This is a genomic window from Microbacterium sp. MEJ108Y (assembly GCF_000834175.1).
Taxonomy (GTDB): Bacteria; Actinomycetota; Actinomycetes; order Actinomycetales; family Microbacteriaceae; genus Microbacterium; species Microbacterium forte.
The window spans coordinates 145,856-164,092 of record NZ_JXQX01000002.1 but is presented as its reverse complement, the minus strand read 5'-3'; the positions used below and the strand labels follow the sequence as shown (position 1 = coordinate 164,092).

Genomic DNA, 18,237 nt, shown 5'->3' with positions numbered 1-18,237 from the left:
TGGGTCGCGCGTCACGGCGCGTCGCAGCAGGGAAGCAGCACCGCTCGAGGCACCGGCCCGAAGAGCAGCATCGGGTTGATGTACGCACCATCCAGCCGAACGCCGAGATGCAGTGCGCCGAGCATCGTGTGACCGCCGGCCGCGACCGTGCCGATCTCGTCGCCGGCCGAGACGAGATCGCCGGGGGCGAGTGTGGAGGAGACCGGCTCGAACGTCGACACATAGCCGCCGGGATGCGCGATCGTGATCAGGGGCCGGTCGACGACTGTCCCACGGAATGCGATCGCCCCATCGGCGGGTGCGCGGACGATCACCCCCTGCGCGCTCGCGAGATCGATGCCTCGATGGCCGGCGCCGAACGCGTGTGCCGGAGCGCGATACGGCGTTGCGACCGAGCGGGGTGCATCGAGCGGCCATCTCCAGAGTGGATGCGCAGCGCCGTCCGAGGATGACGATGACGCTCTCGCGCTCGGCGCGGTGGGCGGTGCGAGAGCGATGACGATCAGCAGGAGGAGAACGATCGTCCGGCGTGTGCGGGTGCTCATGAGGCAATGCTCCTTCGTGTGTGCGATTGGCTCCCCGTCGGACTGACGCCTGCGCGGAGCGCGTGCAGAATGCCCGAAACAGGCGCGATGTGCAGGGTGAGTGAGGCCCGCGCATCCTGTATGCTGAGGGAGCACCTCGATCTCGGGGTGACTACGCGTGCCCAGAGCGACTTCAGTCGTGGCATCCACTCCCACAGGTCCTGTTTCCACTCAGGCGGGGGTGCGCCGGGCACCAGGAAGTTCGATCGTCCGATCGACTTGACAACCTCAACGGCGCATATCCGCGCCAGAACAAGGAGACGACCATGGCTGTGGTCACCATCCGCCAGCTGCTCGACAGCGGCGTGCACTTCGGACACCAGACGCGTCGGTGGAACCCGAAGGTCAAGCGCTTCATCCTCACAGAGCGCAGCGGCATCCACATCATCGACCTGCAGCAGTCGCTCGGGTACATCGACAAGGCCTACGACTTCGTCAAGGAGACCGTCGCGCACGGCGGCACGATCCTCTTCGTGGGCACCAAGAAGCAGGCGCAGGAGATCCTCGCCGAGCAGGCGACCCGCGTGGGCCAGCCCTACGTCAACCAGCGCTGGCTCGGTGGACTCCTCACGAACTTCCAGACGATCGCGAAGCGTCTCGCTCGTATGAAGGAGCTCGAGGAGCTCGACTACGAGAACCCGTCCGCTTCGGGCTTCACGAAGAAGGAGCTCCTTCTCAAGAAGCGCGAGCTCGACAAGCTGCACAAGTCGCTCGGCGGTATCCGCAACCTCACCAAGACGCCGTCCGCCCTCTGGGTCGTCGACGCCAAGCGTGAGCACCTCGCCATCGACGAGGCGAAGAAGCTCGGCATCCCGGTGATCGGCATCCTCGACACCAACGCCGACCCCGACGACTTCCAGTACCCGATCCCCGGCAACGACGACGCGATCCGCTCGGTCTCGCTGCTCACCCGCATCATCGCGGACGCCGCGGCTGAGGGTCTCCAGCAGAAGCACAACCCCGAGACGGGCGACGCTGAGCCGCTCGCCGACTGGGAGAAGGAGCTTCTCGAGGCCCCTGTCCAGGAGTCTGCTGATGCCGCCGCCGTCGAGACGCCCGCCGATGAGGCTGCCGTCGTCGAGACGCCCGCCGCTGACGAGACCGCTGCCGACGAGGCCGGTGCCGAGGCGCACGACGAGGCCATCGCCGACGCTTCGGGCGAGGAGACCGCTGAGGTCGCCGACGCCGAGGCTGCAGACGCCAAGTAATTCCGCGACCACCACACACATCACGAAGCAAGGAGCCACCACACATGGCCAACTTCACCATCGCCGATCTCAAGGCGCTCCGTGAGCAGCTCGGCACGGGAATGGTCGACACCAAGAAGGCGCTCGAGGAGGCTGACGGCAACGTCGAGAAGGCCACCGAGATCCTGCGTCTCAAGGGTGCCAAGGGCAACGCGAAGCGCGCTGACCGCTCTACCAGCGAGGGCCTCATCGTCGCTCGCGAGCAGGACGGCGCAGTGACGCTGATCGAGCTCGCCTGCGAGACGGACTTCGTCGCGAAGAACGAGCGCTTCATCTCGCTGGCCGACAAGGTCGCCGACGCTGTCGCAGCTGTCAAGGCCGATTCGGTCGAGGACGCACTCGCCGCCCAGGCGGGCGACAAGAGCGTCGAGCAGGTCATCTCGGAAGAGGCCGCGATCATCGGCGAGAAGGTCGAGCTGCGCCGCGTGCGCACGATCTCGGGCGACAAGGTCGAGGTCTACCTGCACCGCACGAGCAAGGACCTGCCTCCGCAGATCGGTGTCGTCGTCGCCTACACGGGTGATGACGCCGAGACTGCCCGCAGCATCGCGCAGCACATCTCGTTCGCGAACCCGTCTTACCTCTCCCGCGAGGACGTTCCGTCCGACGCCGTGGAGAAGGAGCGCCAGATCGTGACCGAGATCTCTCGCAACGAGGGCAAGCCGGAGGCGGCGCTGCCCAAGATCGTCGAGGGCCGTGTCTCCGCGTTCATCAAGCAGGTCGCCCTGCTCGAGCAGGACTACGCGAAGGACAGCAAGCTGTCCGTCGCCCAGGTGGCGAAGGACGCCGGTATCACCGTGACGGACTTCGCGCGCTTCAAGGTCGGCGCGTAACACCGTCGAAGGGGTTCGGATCAACGCGATCCGAACCCCTTCTTCATGCCCAGAAGGCACTATCTTGAATCGGGACGAGAGGATCACCCCATGACCGAACGCACAGGACGCCGTCGCGTCCTTCTCAAGCTCTCCGGTGAGGCGTTCGGCGCCGGCCAGCTCGGCGTCAACCCCGACATCGTCAGTCAGATCGCACGTGACATCGCTGCGGCGGTCGATCGCGTCGAGGTCGCCATCGTCGTCGGCGGTGGCAACTTCTTCCGCGGAGCGGAGCTCAGCCAGCGCGGGATGGATCGCGGGCGAGCCGACTACATGGGAATGCTCGGCACGGTCATGAACGCCCTGGCCCTTCAGGACTTCCTCGAGCAGGCGGGTGCGCCCACCCGTGTGCAGTCGGCCATCTCCATGACCCAGGTCGCTGAGCCGTACATTCCGCTCCGCGCCGAGCGGCACATGGAGAAGGGCCGTGTGGTCATCTTCGGCGCAGGTGCCGGATTGCCGTACTTCTCCACCGATACGGTCGCCGCACAGCGCGCGCTCGAGATCGGCGCGCAGGAAGTCCTCGTCGCCAAGAACGGCGTGGACGCGATCTACACCGCCGACCCGAACAAGCACGCCGATGCGGAGCGCATCGAGCGCGTCACGTATCGCGACGCCCTTCAGCGCGGACTCAAGGTGGTCGACTCCACGGCATTCAGTCTCTGCATGGATAACAACATGGACATGCGCGTGTTCGGCATGGAACCTGCCGGCAACGTCACGCGTGCGCTTCTGGGAGAGCCGATCGGCACTCTCGTCACTGCCTGAGCGCCTGACGGTGCTCACGGGTCACGCCCGATAGAATTTCAGAACACCCCGACGATAGGAGTCACCGTGATCGCGGATGTCCTCGCTGAAACCACTTCCCGTATGGCACGAGCGGTCGAGGCCGCCAAGGAGGACTTCTCCACGGTGCGCACCGGTCGCGCCAACCCGCAGCTGTTCCAGAAGGTGCTCGTCGACTACTACGGCACGCCCACGCCGCTCGCTCAGCTCGCCTCGCTGGCGAACCAGGAGGCGCGTACGCTCATCATCACGCCCTACGACAAGTCGGCTCTGAAGGGCATCGAGCAGGCGATTCGGGACATGCCGAACCTCGGCGCGAACCCCACGAACGACGGCAACCTCGTTCGCGTGACCATGCCGGAGCTCACGGCTGAGCGTCGCAAGGAGTACGTCAAGCTGGTCAAGACCAAGGCCGAAGACGCCAAGGTGCATGTGCGCGGTATCCGTCGCAAGGCGAAGGACGAACTCGACGGTCTCAAGAGCGAACTCGGCGAAGACGAGATCGCCCGGGCAGAAAAGGAACTCGACGCCCTCACGCGCCAGCACGTCGATCTCATCGACGACGCACTCAAGCGCAAAGAGGCTGAACTCCTCGAGGTATAGGCGGCATGTCCGACGAACGCACTGATGACGGCGCCGACAAGCCGCAGACGCGCCGCGAGGCGCGCGACTCGTCGACCTCGACCGGCGCCATCCCGCTGGTCGACGGCGCCCTCGTGGCGTTCGACGGGACGAGCATCCCGCCACGACCACCCCTCCCTGCCGACGAACGTGCGATGACGGAGTCCGCATTGGACACGGCTGAACACAATGCGATCAGAGAGCAGTGGCGGGCGAAGCGCGACGAGTTCGGAACGCATGTCACTCATGCGCGAGGTCAGCTCGACCAGGCGAACGAGCGCATCAAGGAGCGGACGGGCCGCGACCTGATCCTCGCGACCCTGATCGGGCTCGCGTTCGGCGCTGCGCTGCTCGCGTCGTTGTTGTTCATCAAGGTCCTCTTCGTGCCGTTCGCACTGGCTGCCGCGTTGCTCGGCGTCTACGAGCTCTCGCTGGCGTTGCGTGCATCGGGGCGGCGGATCGATGTGATCCCGCAGTTCATCGCCGCGACTCTGCTCGTGCTGTCGGCGTTCTTCCTCGACCTGTGGTTCGTCTGGGTCATGCTGTTCTTCGCCGTCGCATTCGTGATCGTCTGGCGACTGGTCGGCCAGATGATCGCCAAGGACGGCAGAACCTACGGCGATGTGCTGACGGATGCGGTCATCGGCGGATTCGTCCAGATCTACGTGCCGTTCCTCGCGGCCGTCGCACTGATCCTGCTCAAGCAGGAGGGGGGTCAGTGGTGGGTCCTGAGCTTCATCGCGATCGCCGTCGTGGCCGACACCGGTGCGTATGCCGCAGGGCTCGCGTTCGGGCGGCACCCCATGGCGCCGAAGATCAGCCCCAAGAAGACCTGGGAGGGCTTCGGCGGAGCTGTCGTGGGTTCGATCACAGCCGGCGTGCTTCTCGCGCTCTTCCTGCTCGACCTGCCGTGGTGGACCGGCGTGATCTTCGGCGTGGCGATCCTCCTGTCTGCGACGCTGGGCGATCTCGGCGAGTCCATGCTCAAGCGTGATCTCGGGATCAAGGACATGAGCTCCTGGCTTCCTGGGCACGGGGGGCTCCTCGACCGGCTCGACAGCATCCTGCCGTCGACGATTCCCGCACTGTGCCTGTATTTCCTCTTCTCCTCCTGGGTGGTGCTGTGATGCTCTCCGACGACGTACAGACTGCGGACGCCGCGAAGCAGGAGCCGCCCGCGTTCTCGTTGACCACGGGGCGAGTGCGCGGCTATCACCGTGCCGCTGTCGACACGTTTCTCGCGGCCGCCAGGGCGGCTTTCGAGGGAGATGCCGACGACCTCAGCGCAGCCGACGTCCGCGTGGCATCCTTTCCGCTCGTCAAGAACGGCTACGTCGTGGCTGAGGTCGACGCGGCACTCGGGCGCGTGGAGGATGCACTGGCTGCGCGTGCGCGCGACCGGGTCGTCCGTTCGCAGGGCGCAGGGGCGTGGGTGGAGCAGGCCCGAGGTGAAGCCCAGGTCATCCTCGACCACCTCGCGCGTCCGAAGCGGCAGCGTTTCGCACGTACGGGCATTCTCACCTTCGGCTACCGGATCGATGAGGTAGACCATGTCGGCACCCGGATCGCCCGTTATCTGCGGGACGGCGAGCCGCTGACGGCCGAGCAGCTGCGCTCGGCCGCGTTCCGCATGCAGCGCGGAGGGTATCGAGAAGAGCAGGTCGACGCACTGCTCGACGCGACCGTCGACGTGATCCTGGCTGTTCGCTGAGCGTTCCGATGGCCGACTCGTGCCTCACCGGGTAGACTGCCACTCATCGTGAACTCCCGAAACGACATGACACCTCATCGAAAAGACGTCACGCCTGTGCCCGCATCGGCGACTCTTTCGGCGCGCACCGGCAGTCGCCGACGAGGCGTCGCGGGATTCTTCAGCGGCCTCGCGGTCGTCGGCTTCGCTGCGGCCATGGTGGCACCGACCGGTGTCGCACTCGCTCAGCAACCCGAAGAGGTAGCCCCGGAGTCGGCATACTCGGCGGCGCTCGGCGATACGCAGAATCTCACTGTCACGGCAGAGGGCGCGGCGATCGCTCCCGTTCAGCGAGGGACGTTCTCGGTCTACGTCACGCCCAAGCCGACGCCGACACCGACGCCGACCACTGCCTCCGAGGGATCCTCCGGTTCGTCGAAGCCCGGCCCAAGCGGTCCTCTCTTCTACACCGGCGGGGGAGCCCCTGCCGAGTGGATGGCGGCAGCGGGCATCGCGGAGTCCGATTGGGGCTACGTCGATTACATCGTCTCCCGCGAGAGCGGGTGGAACCCGAACGCGACGAACAAGTCCTCGGGTGCGTGCGGTCTCGTTCAGGCGCTGCCCTGCAGCAAGGTTCCCGGCAACGGCTACGATCCGGTCGACAACCTGCGCTGGGCGACGGGATACGCCACGGGCCGATACGGCAGCTGGGCCGGCGCTCACGCCTTCTGGACGAACAACCACTGGTGGTGAGCCGGCGTCATGGCCCGCTCTCGCAGACGCCGTCCGGCGCGCCCTGACACCGACGACTCGCTCGATCGTCTCCTCGCGTCATGGAAGCGCACGGAAGTGCGTCGCGGCTCGGAGTGGACCGTGCAGCCCGTGTCGGCGGTGCAGGCTCTGAAGGAGTACATCTGCCCCGGATGCGGGCGCATCGTCGCGCCGGGAACGGCCCACCTCGTTGTCTGGCGAGCAGACGGGGTTCTCGGCGATGCCGCCGATCTCGCCGCCCGACGGCATTGGCACACACACTGTTGGAGGATTGCATGAGCATGGAGATCCGTGGACCGATCGAGTTGCCGGCGCTGCGCGAGGACATCGTCTTGGAGACCGCTGATGACCTGACGCTTGTCGGCGAGTTGGCGATGCCCGAGTCGTCTGCACCTGCGGCCACCCTGGTCACGCTGCACCCGCTTCCGACGGCCGGCGGCTTCATGGACTCGCACATCATCCGCAAGGCCGCCGCGCGGCTGCCGGCGCTGGCCGATCTCGCAGTGCTGCGATTCAACACCCGGGGCACGACCTCACCCCGTGGCACCAGCGGTGGCGCGTTCGACGGGGGAGCAGCAGAGCAATTCGACGTCGCAGCGGCGATGGAGTTCGTGCGTGAGCGAGGTCTTCCTCGCCCATGGCTCCTCGGCTGGTCGTTCGGCACCGAGCTCGCCCTGAAGTACGGGCGGGAGCACGACGTCGAAGGCATCATCCTGCTCTCTCCGCCGCTCCACCGGGCGACGGATTCCGACGTCGCGGCGTGGGCGGGCGTCGATGTCGAAGTGGTGGTGCTCGTTCCCGAGCTCGACGACTACCTTCGCCCGGCCGAAGCGCGAGAGCGCTTCGCAGCGATCCCTCACGCGAAGCTGATCGCCGTCGAGGGCGGCAAGCACCTCTGGGTGGGGGAGAGCCAGACGCGACGCGTCCTGACCGAGATCGTCGCTGCGGTGAATCCGGCGGCTCTCCCGGTGCCGACCGAATGGTCCGCCGTCTAGAGCTCGTTCATCCGGGGGATCAGCACCTGTCGGTAGAGGATCAGGATGCTGGCCGCCACGGGGATCGCGATCAGCGCACCGAGCAGGCCCAGCAGACTGCCCCCGGCCAGCGCCGCCACGACGACGACCGCGCCCGGTACCGACACGGCGCGGCTCATGATTCGCGGGGAGATGATGTACGCCTCGATCTGCATGTAGATGAGGTAGTAGATGGCCGCGGCGATCGCTGTCGCCGGAGAGCCGAGTCCGGGGATCAGGCACACGAGGACGATGATCGTCGACCCCGTCAGAGTGCCGACGAGCGGAATCAGCGAGAAGAAGAAGGCCACGACGGCGAGCACGGCGGGGAACGGCGCGTCGATGATCGTGAGGAAGATCATGCTCAGTACGCCGTTGATGACGCCCTGGGTGACCTGCCCCATGACGTAGTAGCCGACCGAATCGGTGATCTGTTCGGCCAGGTCGATGAACCGCTCGCGCTTCGACGCGGGGGCGAGCTGATAGACCGCGCGCTTGAGCGACGGTGTGGAGGCGGTGAGGTAGATCGTGAGGATGAGGATGATGAACGCGCCGAACAGCCCGCTCACCACGGCGCCGCCGGCCGCGAGGACGCTCTGGCCGATCGACCCGCCGATCTGGGCGAGGTTCGTCTCGAGCCAGTTCGTGACGTACGCGAAGACCTCGTCGACCTTGAGATTGGGGAAGGTGTCGACCATCCACTGGCGCAGGTCGGAAAGGAATGTGCCTCGCTGGACGATGGCCGTGATCTCGGCGATGAGCTGTGAGATCTGATCGACGAGCACCGGGATGACGATCAGGATGATGCCCGCGAACACGCCGAGAACCGCGAGGATGGTGATGAGCACGGCGAGCCAGCGGGGGAGCCGTCTGCGTTCGAGGAACGAGACGAGCGGGTCGAGACCGAGGCTGAGGAAGAGCGCTGTTCCGACGTAGAGCAGCACCGTCGAGAGGCTCTCCACGCTGCCGATCAGCAGGATGCCCAACCCCACGCCGAGCGTCGCCACGAGAGCGGTACGGAACGGGTTGTGGATCTTCATCGGTGCTCCTCGGAATGCGGGACCCTGCAAGCGTATCCACCGCACCGCGACTGGCCGCGACGACGTGCCGCACGCGGCTCCGGCGCCCCCTCGTGGGCAACACACAGCTGATTTCGCTAGTCTGAAATGTCGAGTGTTGCGACTCGGGCATGCGTCCGGGCCGTGTGAGGAGACTATTCGTGCGTTTCGTATGGGCCGTCGTGGCCTTCGTGCTGGCTGCGGGACTGATCGCTGCGGGCATCGCGCAGCGAACCATCTTCATGGGTCCGTCGACCCAGGAGGTCTCAGTCGCTGTGGAAGAACCCGCCCCCTATGTGCTGCTGGACGGCGACGTCCTGCGCGAGCACCCGGGCTCTCAGACGCTGCTCGTGCGGGGTGAAGGTGAGATCTTCGCGGCATACGGTCGGACGGCCGACATGGAGGCATGGCTGGCCGACGCCTCGTACAACCACGTGACCGCCGGCAAGGGTGGCGAGCTCGAGGCCGAGCTGATTGCCGCCGGAGCCGCGGCCGACGGCGATGACGCCACCGCGACCCCGGCACCGACCGAGAGCCCTGCTCCCGCGGAGACTCCGGTTCCTTCCGCGACTCCGACCGAGGGCGGCGCGGCCGCAGAGCCGGGACGCAATCCGGCGGGCTCCGATCTCTGGCTGGATTCGTTCACCGAGACCGACGCTCTCATCGTCGACAAGATGCAGCTCCCCGAAGGAGTCAGTCTGATCATCGCGTACGACGGCACCGCAGACGCTCCCGACGACATCGTGATCTCGTGGCCGCTCGACACGTCGACGCCGCTCGCGGGACCGCTCATGGCCGCAGGCGCGGCCCTGCTCCTCGTCGGACTCGTGCTCTATGTCCTCGCAATCCGTCACCAGCGCCGCGGGCGAGGTCCGCGGCGCAAGGGCCCTGGCCCCCTCCCGGCGACCGAGCCGATCGATGTGGCTCAGCTGCCGCCCTCGGAACGCGCGGTGATCGAGGGCTCGGCGCCCGCACCCGGCGATGCGGATGAGGCCTCCGGGGGTGCGCCCGCTGAGGGCCCGGACACGGCGGGGGTGGGCCGCGAAGGCGCGGATGACGCGGCTGGCGAGCGCAGCTCCGACCGCGATCGGAAGACCGAGAGGCGTGCGACGACCACCGACCGCAGACGCCGCCTGCTCGCCCTGCCCGCGCTCGCGGTGACGGCCCTGCTCGCGAGCGGTTGCTCGCCCGACTCCTGGCCGCAGTTCGGAGAAGGGACACCGTCACCGTCGCCCAGTGCGACCGTGATCGCCCCGGAGAACCAGAAACCGCCGGCCGTGACCGAGGCGCAGGCGAGACGGATCCTGCAGGAGGTGTCGACGACCCTCTCGGACGCGGACGCGGCGATGGACATCGCTCTCGCCGGGACCCGGCTCGATGGTCCGGCGCTGACGGCTCGGACGACCGAGTACGCGCTTCGGACCGCTCTTCCGGAAACCCCGGTGCCTGCCGCGATCCCGACGGATGACGTCGAGGTCGTGCTGCCCGAAGCCACCGACCGTTGGCCGCGCACGGTTCTGCTGCTCTCGAAGAGCGCGGGCGACGACACCGTGCCGCCCGTGATCCTCACCATGACTCAGCAGGACCCGTGGTCGAACTACAAGGTGACGAACATGGCCGAGATGTCGGCGGACGCAGTCTTCCCCGAGGTGGCCGCACCGTGGCTCGGTACGTCACTCGTGCCGGACGACTCCGCGTTCCTCAGCATCCCGCCGAGTGAGCTCGCCACCACGTTCGCCGACATCGTCGACGCGGGAGAGACCAGCGCCTCCTACGGGCTCTTCGACGAGATATCTCAGAAACTCGCCCAGTCGATTCGCGACAGCCGCCAGGCCGTCGTGCAGAACCTCGCGGACAATGGTGCCGCCGAGACCTCGCAGACGGCGTTCGACCTCGTCCCGGCGGATTCCGCACCGGTCTCGATGGCCACGCTCGACAGCGGCGCGATCGTGGCGGTCTCGCTCGTCGACACGGAGTCGGTGACGCCGACGTCGGCGGACGCCGTGATCCGCTTCGGTGACAACGCGCAGGCGAAGGCCCTGACGGGCGTGTCCGAGTCCGCCAAGGGTGTGACGACCAAGTACGAATTCCAACTGTTCTTCTCGGTTCCCTCCCAGGGGTCGACCGAGCAGATCCGTCTCCTGGCTGTCCGACAGGACCTTCTCTCCGTCGAGGTGATCAAATGACCGATATCTCTCCCGCCGCGCTCCGCGGAGCTGTCGACCTCTCTTCTCTGCGAAACCGCCCTGCAGCACCGGCGGCAGGCGCGCAGAGTCCCGCTACGGGGACTGACATCGTGGTCGATGCGACCGATGAGTCGTTCGGCCAGATCCTGGAGCTCTCTCGCACTGTGCCGGTGGTCGTCGACCTCTGGGCGGAATGGTGCGGCCCGTGCAAGCAGCTGAGCCCGATCATCGAGAAGGTGGCGCGCGAACTCGGCGGCAAGGTCTTGCTCGCCAAGGTCGACGTCGATGCGAACCCCCAACTCGCTCAGGGTTTTCGTGCGCAGTCGATCCCGATGGTCGTCGCACTCATCGCCGGCCAGCCAGTCCCGATGTTCACGGGTGCGGTTCCCGAGCAGCAGGTCAGAGAGGTCTTCGCGCAGCTGCTCCAGCTCGCGGCTCAGAACGGTGTGACGGGCACATTGAATGTCGGCGAGGTCTCCGAGGGGCAGGAGGCTCCGGAGGAACCGCCGATGCCGCCGCTGCACGCCGAGGCATTCGCTGCCATCGAGGCGGGCGACTACGCTGCGGCGATCGTGGCGTATGAGAAGGCTCTCGCAGAGAATCCTCGCGATGAGGATGCGATCGCGGGCCTGGGCCAGGTTCGTCTGCTCGACCGTGTGCAGCATCTCGACCTGCAGGATGCGCGGGCTGCCGCTGCGGCCCAGCCACGAGATGTCCAGGCGCAGTTCGACGTCGCCGACCTCGACCTCGCCGGTGGTCACGTCGAGGATGCGTTCGGACGGTTGCTCGACCTCTTCGCTCAGCTTCCCTCAGACGAGCGGACGCCGGTCAGAGAGCGTCTGATCGAGCTCTTCGGACTGATCGGCGCCGCGGACCCTCGCGTCATCACCGCGCGCAACAGGCTTTCCTCGCTGCTCTTCTGACGCTGTGCTGCGGCTGAGCGGCCCGATGCCGGTCAGCCGCAGCCGCTCAGCCGTGACTGATCGTGGGTACGTGAGGCTCGCCCTCGTGGCGCAGCCAGATGGTGGACAGCGCGGGAATCGTCAGGGTCGCCACGGCGGGCCCGTCATCGTCGGAGTGCGCGACGACCATGCCGAGGTTGCCCGATCCTCGACCGCCGTATTCTGACGCATCCGTGTTGAGGATCTCCTGCCACACGCCTGCGATGGGCAGAGCGAGGCGGTGGCCGCTGCGCTCCACGCCGGCGAAGTTGCTGATCACGACGACACGGCCACCGTGGGCGTCACGGCGCTCGAAGGCGATCACGTTCGGGTCCCAGCTGGGAGCGCCGAGACGCGCGAACGACGAGCCGTCGTTGTCTCGCTCCCAGAGGGGCGCCTGGGCACGATAAGTGCGGTTGAGCTGGCCGACGAAACTCTGCAGCTGCGCATGCGATGGCTGGTCCAGCAGCCACCAGTCGAGTTCGCGGGATTCGGACCACTCCGCGAGCTGCCCGAACTCCTGCCCCATGAACAGGAGCTTCTTCCCGGGGTGCCCCCACATGTATGCCAGGTACGCGCGGACGTTCGCGAGCTTGTGCCAGTGGTCGCCCGGCATCTTCGCGAGAAGACTGCCCTTGCCATGCACGACCTCGTCGTGGCTGATCGGCAGCAGATAGTTCTCACCGAACGCGTAGACGAAGGAGAAGGTCATCTCACCTTCGTGGTGCGCGCGGTACATCGGGTCGCGTTCGATGTACTGGAGCGAGTCGTTCATCCAGCCCATGTTCCATTTGAACCCGAAGCCGAGTCCGGCGTGATCGGTCGGTGCGGTGACGCCGGGGAAGCTCGTCGACTCCTCCGCGATCATCAGCACGCCGGGGTGAAGGCGATAGGCGGTCGCATTCACCTCCTGCAGGAAGCGGATCGCCTCGAGGTTCTCCCTGCCTCCGTGGATGTTCGGTTCCCACTCGCCCTCGTTGCGGGAGTAGTCGAGATAGAGCATCGAGGCGACTGCGTCGACCCGCAGACCGTCGACATGGAACTCGCTCAGCCAGAAGAGGGCGTTGGCGACCAGGAAGCCGCGCACCTCGGGGCGACCGTAGTCGAAGATGAGGGTTCCCCAGTCCTGGTGCTCGCCGCGCCGAGGGTCGGGGTGCTCGTAGAGCGGCTGGCCGTCGAACTTCGCGAGGGCGAAGGCGTCTTTGGGGAAGTGCCCGGGCACCCAGTCCATGATCACGCCGATCCCGGCCTGGTGCAGTCGATCGATCAGGTATCGCAGATCATCGGGGCTGCCGAAACGACTCGTCGCCGCGTAGTACCCGCTCACCTGATAGCCCCACGAGCCACCGAAGGGGTGCTCCGCGAGCGGCATGAACTCGACGTGCGTGAAACCGGCCTCGTTGACATGGGCGATGAGCGGCTCTGCGGCGTCGCGGTAGCTCAGGCCTCCGCGCCAGGATCCGAGGTGCACCTCATAGACCGACAACGGCTGCGCGACCGCATGGGTCGCGGCACGGCGGGTCATCCATGCGCCGTCCGACCAGTCGTAGGTCGACTGCGTGATCACCGATGCGGTCTCGGGGGGGATCTGCGCCGCCTGCGCCATCGGGTCGGCCTTGAAGATCCATGACCCTCCGCGGGTGCGGATCTCGTACTTGTAGGTCGTTCCGATCGCGAGATCCGGGATGAACAGCTCCCAGATGCCGCTCACGCCCATCGAGCGCATCGCGTGTGCTTCGCCGTTCCAGCCGTTGTGCTCGCCCGCCACTCGAACCGCTGTCGCGTTGGGTGCCCACACGGCGAACGCGACGCCGGTCTCGCCTCCCACGGTCTGTGCATGAGCTCCCAGCACCTGCCAGAGCCGCTCATGTCGCCCTTCTGCGATCAGATGCAGGTCGACGTCGCCGAGGGTGGGCAGGTGGCGGTAGGGGTCGCCGGAGATCGTCTCGTCGTCGTCTCCGTACGCGGTGGCGATCCGATACGGAACCGGGGCTCCGTCGTGCTGCGCCTCCCAGATACCGTGCGCGACGTGGTCGAGCTCGAGTCGGCTCCCGTCCCGGAAGACCGCCGCGACCGAGGAGGCGAGAGGACGACGGGCGCGGATCACCGTGACGGTGCGATCGCTCGCGTCGGTGAACGGGTGCGAGCCGAGCACGGCGTGCGGGTCGTGGTGGGCACCGGCCGCCACCGCCGCCCAGTCCGATGACGTAGCTGCATCCTCGACGTAGCTCATGATCGTCTCCTCACCTTCAGTATGTGCACCGGTTCGGCGAAGGCGTCGAGGCGCACGTAGTTGTGATCGGCCCAGGTCCAGACGGCACCGGTCAGCAGGTCCTCCACCTCGAACTGCTCGCCCAGGGGCACACCCCAGATCGTGGTGTCGAGATGCACTGTGGTCTCGCGAACGGAATGCGGATCGACGTTGGCGATCACGAGGAGCGTGTCGGATTCGCCGGTGCCGGTGAAGGCCGCATCGAGGTGCTTGCTGTAGACGAGCACGGAGTCGTCATCGCTCCAGTGCACGGCGAGATTGCGGAGCTGTCGCAGAGCCGGGTGCGCGCGACGGATCGCGTTCAGACGGCGCAGGAGGGGCGCCAACGAGTCGCCGGCCTCCTCCGCACCCTCCCAGTCACGGAACTTGAACTCGTACTTCTCGTTGTCGATGTTCTCCTCGGAACCGGGGCGCGCGACATTCTCGAAGAGTTCGTAGCCCGCGTAGACCCCGTACACGGGAGCAGCTGTCGCCGCGATGCATGCCCGGATCCGGTATGCCGCGCGTCCGCCGAACTGCAGGTACTCGGTGAGGATGTCATGCGTGTTCACGAAGAGGTTCGGTCGCATGTAGTCGCTGGTCTCGTGCGCGACGCTGGTGAGGAACTCCTCGAGCTCCGCCTTGGTGTTGCGCCAGGTGAAGTAGCTGTAGCTCTGCTGAAACCCCACGGCAGCGAGCGCGCGCATCACGGCAGGGCGCGTGAACGCCTCGGCGAGGAAGATCACGTCCGGGTCCTGGGCATTCACCGTGGCGATGAGCCACTCCCAGAACTGCAGCGGCTTCGTGTGCGGATTGTCGACCCGGAAGATCTTGACGCCCTCGCGCACCCAGTGCTGCACGATGCGCAGCATCTCCTGGTAGATGCCGGCAGGGTCGTTGTCGAAGTTCAGGGGGTAGATGTCCTGGTACTTCTTCGGAGGGTTCTCTGCGTATGCGATGGTGCCGTCGGGGAGGGTCGTGAACCACTCCGGGTGCTCATCGACCCAGGGGTGGTCCGGAGATGCCTGCAGCGCGAGATCGAGAGCGACCTCCAGACCCTCGTTCTTCGCGGCTCGCACGAACGCGCGGAAGTCGGCGGGCTTGCCGAGCTCGGGGTGGATCGCGTCGTGTCCGCCGTCGGCAGAGCCGATCGCATACGGCGAACCCGGGTCCCCTGGTTCGGTCGTCAGTGTGTTGTTCCGACCCTTGCGGTTCGTCGTCCCGATCGGATGGACGGGCACCAGATAGATGACGTCGAATCCCATCGCGGCGACCGCGGGAAGGCGTTTGGCGGCCGTCCTGAACGTTCCGCTCTTGACAGTGCCGTCTTTGAGATGCTTCGCTCCCTCTGAGCGGGGGAAGAACTCGTACCATGCGCCGACGCCCGCTGCAGTCCGCTCGACCAGCAGCGTGTGCACAGCTGACGCGGAACGCAGTGTCGTGAGCGGCCGGTCCCGGAAGAATCCCGCGAGCTCGGGATCGGTCGAGGCAGCGGTCGTCGTCGCCGCATCGCCGCCGGCCAGCGCTGCGGCGATGTCTCTGAGACGTCGGCGCTGAGCGGCGGGACGGTCCTTCTCGGCCGCTGCGCGCGTGAGCAGCTCGGCGCCGAGCGCCGCCATCACCGGTACATCGACGCCAACGGCGACCTTCACCTCGGCGGCATGCGCCCAGGTCGCGAAGTCATCGGAGAACGCCTCGAAGCGGAACGACCAGCGACCCTGAAGGTCGATCGCGATCTCGGCACCCCAGCGATCGGTCCCGTCCAGGAAAGGGGTCAGGCGGTGAAGCGTCTCCTCGCCGTCGGGTGAGGTCAGCCGGAGCTGCACGCCGATGAGGTCGTGCCCTTCGCGGAAGGCGACCACGCTGAACGGCACCACTTCGCCGACGAAGGCCTTGGGTGCGAAACCGCCTGGCACGGCGGGGGTGCCGCCGACCAAAGGGATGCGAGTCGCGACGAGCCCGTCGCCGTCCGAGACGGGCCCCAACGGGCGCGACGGGATCTGTGCGGGGCTTCGGAGAGCCTTCGGACTGGTGCTGCTCATTCGTGCGGCCACCTCCCGAATGTACCGCTCCGGACGGTGAGCGGGTAGCTCGCGGAAGGCACCGGCGCGCCGCCCGTCATTCCACGCGGAAGAGTCGCATGGAGGTGCCGGGGATGGGCAGGATGTCGCCCGGGGCGAACACCTCGCCACCGGCATCCGGGCGCTCGTCGGCACTCGACCACAGCGAGACGAAGCGCGTCGCATCCTCGAGTTCCTCCGGGAGGCGCACGTCGATGGGCGACTCCGTGCCGTGCACGATGAGGAGGATCCGGTTGGCCGCCTCACGGTCGGGTGTCGAGGCCGCGACGTACTGGAGCGTTCGGTTACCGGGGTCCGTCCACTGCTCGCTCTCCATCGTCTCGCCGTTCTGGTCGAACCAGTCCATGACCGAGGCGTTGGGGATGTGCTCGCCGAGTCGGGCGTATCGGCTCGGGCGCAGGGCGGGGTTCTCCGAACGGAGCTGGATCAGTCGAGCGACGTGCGCGCGCAGGTCTTCCTGCCACGGCTCCGCGTCCCATCCGAGCCATGTCAGCGACGAATCCTGCGCATAGGCGTTGTTGTTGCCGCGCTGGGTGCGCCCGACCTCGTCGCCTGCGGTGAGCATCGGGATGCCCGCAGACAGCAGCAGGGTGCCGAGCAGGTTGCGCATCGCTTTTCGACGGGCGGCGAGGATGGTCGGGTCGTCGGTCGGCCCCTCGATGCCATGGTTGAACGCACGGTTCATGTCGGCACCGTCGCGGTTCTGCTCGCCGTTCGCCTCGTTGTGCTTGACGTCGTACGACACGAGGTCGTGCAGCGTGAACCCGTCGTGCGCCGTGACGAAGTTGATGCTCGCGAGCGGGCCCCGCTCGGCGGCGAAGGTGTTCGAGGAGCCGGCGAGACGCGTGGCGAAGCCGCCGATGCCGACCGGGGCGGAGGCACGACGCGCGTAATCGATGTCGCTCAGCCAGAAGTTCCGCACCCGGTCGCGGTAGCGGTCGTTCCACTCCATCCAGCCGTTCGGGAAGTTGCCCGTCTGCCACCCGCCCATGCCGACGTCCCACGGCTCCGCGATGAGCTTGGTCTCGCTGAGGATCGGATCGTTGGCGATCGCGGTGAGCAGCGGATGCTCCGGTGTGTAGGTGTGCGAGTCGTCGCGCGCGATCGCGGCGGCGAGGTCGAACCGGAACCCGTCGATCTGCATCTCCTGCGCCCAGTAGCGCAGCGAGTCGAGCACGAGTCGGGCGCCGGCATCGGTCGAGGTGTCGAGCGTGTTGCCGCACCCCGTCGTGTCGATGTACGCGCCGGACGCGTCCTGTCGGTAATAGCTCGCGTTGTCTATACCGCGAAGACTCGAGCGAGGACCGCCGAGGCCCTCCTCAGACGTGTGGTTGTACACGACGTCCAGGATGACCTCGAGTCCGGCTTCGTGCAGCAGTCGCACCATGCCCTTGAACTCGGCGAGAACGGCGTCAGGGCCGCCCTTGCGGGCATCCTCTGTCGCGTAGGCGTTGTGCGGCGTGAAGAAGTTGAGGGTGTTGTACCCCCAGTAGTTGGTGAGGCCGCGCTCGAGCAACCGCGGCTCCGGCACGAAGGCCTGAACGGGAAGCAGCTCGATCGAGGTGATGCCGAGAGAGTGGAAGTACTCGATCATGGCCGGGTGCGCGAGTCCGGCGTAGGTGCCGTGCAGAGCAGGCGGCACGTCGGGCTGGCGTTTGGTCAGACCCTTCAGGTGCCCTTCGTAGATCACGGTCCGGTCGAGCGGGATCCGCGGCTTGACGGACTCTCCCCAGTCGAACCCGTCGACGATCACGACGGAGCGCCACTCCTCGTAGCCGTCGCCCTGGGCGAGACCACGGGCATAGGGATCGAGCAGGAGGGTCTCGGGGTTGAACGTGTTGCCCGGACCGTGCGGCCCTCCCACGCGGATCGCGTACCGGGTTCCCGGCTGGAGCAGCTCCGTGGTCACTTCCCAGATGCCGCCGGGAAGGCGGGCGAGGTCGACCTGATCGATCACCCAGTCGAGGTCGGTGGCATCGAAGACGACGAGCTCGATGGAGGACGCGTTCTGCGACCAGACGCGGAGGGTTCCGACGCCGTCGTGAAGGCGCACACCGAGGTTGTCGAGTGCAGTACCGCCGGGCACGGTGATGTCTCGGATCGCGGGCATGAATACACACTAGAGGTCTGCACTCG

General features: G+C 66.9%; 16 protein-coding genes. 11 read left to right on the top strand and 5 right to left on the bottom strand.

Annotated features, from left to right (window positions below):
- Positions 1-11: 11 nt before the first annotated feature.
- Complete coding sequence (locus tag RU09_RS01415) at positions 12-545, bottom strand: M23 family metallopeptidase (protein ID WP_042536770.1); 534 nt, start codon at positions 543-545, stop codon at positions 12-14.
- A gap of 305 nt (positions 546-850) precedes the next feature.
- Between RU09_RS01415 and rpsB the strand changes: the two genes are divergently transcribed.
- From rpsB to RU09_RS01370, 9 genes are all read left to right on the top strand, one after another.
- Positions 851-1,792, top strand: a complete 942-nt coding sequence (rpsB, locus tag RU09_RS01410; protein WP_042536769.1) for a 30S ribosomal protein S2 — start codon at positions 851-853, stop codon at positions 1,790-1,792.
- A gap of 44 nt (positions 1,793-1,836) precedes the next feature.
- Positions 1,837-2,664: a translation elongation factor Ts gene (gene tsf / locus RU09_RS01405; RefSeq protein ID WP_042536767.1), complete on the top strand. Its 828-nt coding sequence runs from the start codon at positions 1,837-1,839 to the stop codon at positions 2,662-2,664.
- Positions 2,665-2,754: 90 nt separating this feature from the next.
- Entirely contained in the window at positions 2,755-3,471 is a 717-nt protein-coding gene (pyrH, locus tag RU09_RS01400; RefSeq protein ID WP_042536766.1) for a UMP kinase, read from the top strand.
- A gap of 66 nt (positions 3,472-3,537) precedes the next feature.
- The gene (gene frr, locus RU09_RS01395; RefSeq protein WP_042536765.1) at positions 3,538-4,092 is read left to right on the top strand and encodes a ribosome recycling factor; all 555 of its coding nucleotides are present in this window, start codon (positions 3,538-3,540) and stop codon (positions 4,090-4,092) included.
- 5 nt (positions 4,093-4,097) lie between these two features.
- Positions 4,098-5,237, top strand: a complete 1,140-nt coding sequence (locus tag RU09_RS01390; protein WP_194286027.1) for a phosphatidate cytidylyltransferase — start codon at positions 4,098-4,100, stop codon at positions 5,235-5,237.
- Positions 5,237-5,821: a DivIVA domain-containing protein gene (locus RU09_RS01385; RefSeq protein ID WP_042536764.1), complete on the top strand. Its 585-nt coding sequence runs from the start codon at positions 5,237-5,239 to the stop codon at positions 5,819-5,821. Before RU09_RS01390 ends, RU09_RS01385 begins: the two co-directional genes overlap by 1 nt.
- 66 nt (positions 5,822-5,887) lie before the next feature.
- Complete coding sequence (locus RU09_RS01380; RefSeq protein WP_079112749.1) at positions 5,888-6,553, top strand: transglycosylase SLT domain-containing protein; 666 nt, start codon at positions 5,888-5,890, stop codon at positions 6,551-6,553.
- A gap of 9 nt (positions 6,554-6,562) precedes the next feature.
- Entirely contained in the window at positions 6,563-6,850 is a 288-nt protein-coding gene (locus RU09_RS18825) for a hypothetical protein (RefSeq protein WP_042536763.1), read from the top strand.
- Between the two features lie 2 nt (positions 6,851-6,852).
- Positions 6,853-7,566: an alpha/beta hydrolase gene (locus RU09_RS01370; protein ID WP_042536762.1), complete on the top strand. Its 714-nt coding sequence runs from the start codon at positions 6,853-6,855 to the stop codon at positions 7,564-7,566.
- On the opposite strand, the gene RU09_RS01365 is transcribed toward RU09_RS01370, so the two are convergent.
- The gene (locus RU09_RS01365) at positions 7,563-8,624 is read right to left on the bottom strand and encodes an AI-2E family transporter (RefSeq protein WP_042536761.1); all 1,062 of its coding nucleotides are present in this window, start codon (positions 8,622-8,624) and stop codon (positions 7,563-7,565) included. The two genes, RU09_RS01370 and RU09_RS01365, sit on opposite strands and share 4 nt — an antisense overlap.
- A gap of 179 nt (positions 8,625-8,803) precedes the next feature.
- Between RU09_RS01365 and RU09_RS01360 the strand changes: the two genes are divergently transcribed.
- Together RU09_RS01360 and RU09_RS01355 are read left to right on the top strand one after the other, a co-directional pair.
- The gene (locus RU09_RS01360) at positions 8,804-10,828 is read left to right on the top strand and encodes a hypothetical protein (protein WP_052492805.1); all 2,025 of its coding nucleotides are present in this window, start codon (positions 8,804-8,806) and stop codon (positions 10,826-10,828) included.
- A complete protein-coding gene (locus tag RU09_RS01355; RefSeq protein ID WP_042536757.1) occupies positions 10,825-11,751 on the top strand; it encodes a tetratricopeptide repeat protein in 927 nt (308 codons plus the stop codon). The genes RU09_RS01360 and RU09_RS01355 overlap by 4 nt, the downstream gene beginning before the upstream one ends.
- Positions 11,752-11,797: 46 nt before the next feature.
- Here the strand turns inward: RU09_RS01355 and glgB are convergent, their stop codons facing one another.
- From glgB to glgX, 3 genes are all read right to left on the bottom strand, one after another.
- Entirely contained in the window at positions 11,798-14,002 is a 2,205-nt protein-coding gene (gene glgB / locus RU09_RS01350; RefSeq protein WP_042536756.1) for a 1,4-alpha-glucan branching protein GlgB, read from the bottom strand.
- Positions 13,999-16,062, bottom strand: coding sequence for an alpha-1,4-glucan--maltose-1-phosphate maltosyltransferase (locus RU09_RS01345; RefSeq protein ID WP_052492804.1), 2,064 nt, complete (start codon positions 16,060-16,062; stop codon positions 13,999-14,001). The genes glgB and RU09_RS01345 overlap by 4 nt, the downstream gene beginning before the upstream one ends.
- A gap of 76 nt (positions 16,063-16,138) precedes the next feature.
- Positions 16,139-18,211: a glycogen debranching protein GlgX gene (gene glgX, locus RU09_RS01340; protein WP_042536754.1), complete on the bottom strand. Its 2,073-nt coding sequence runs from the start codon at positions 18,209-18,211 to the stop codon at positions 16,139-16,141.
- Between the last annotated feature and the right edge of the window lie 26 nt (positions 18,212-18,237).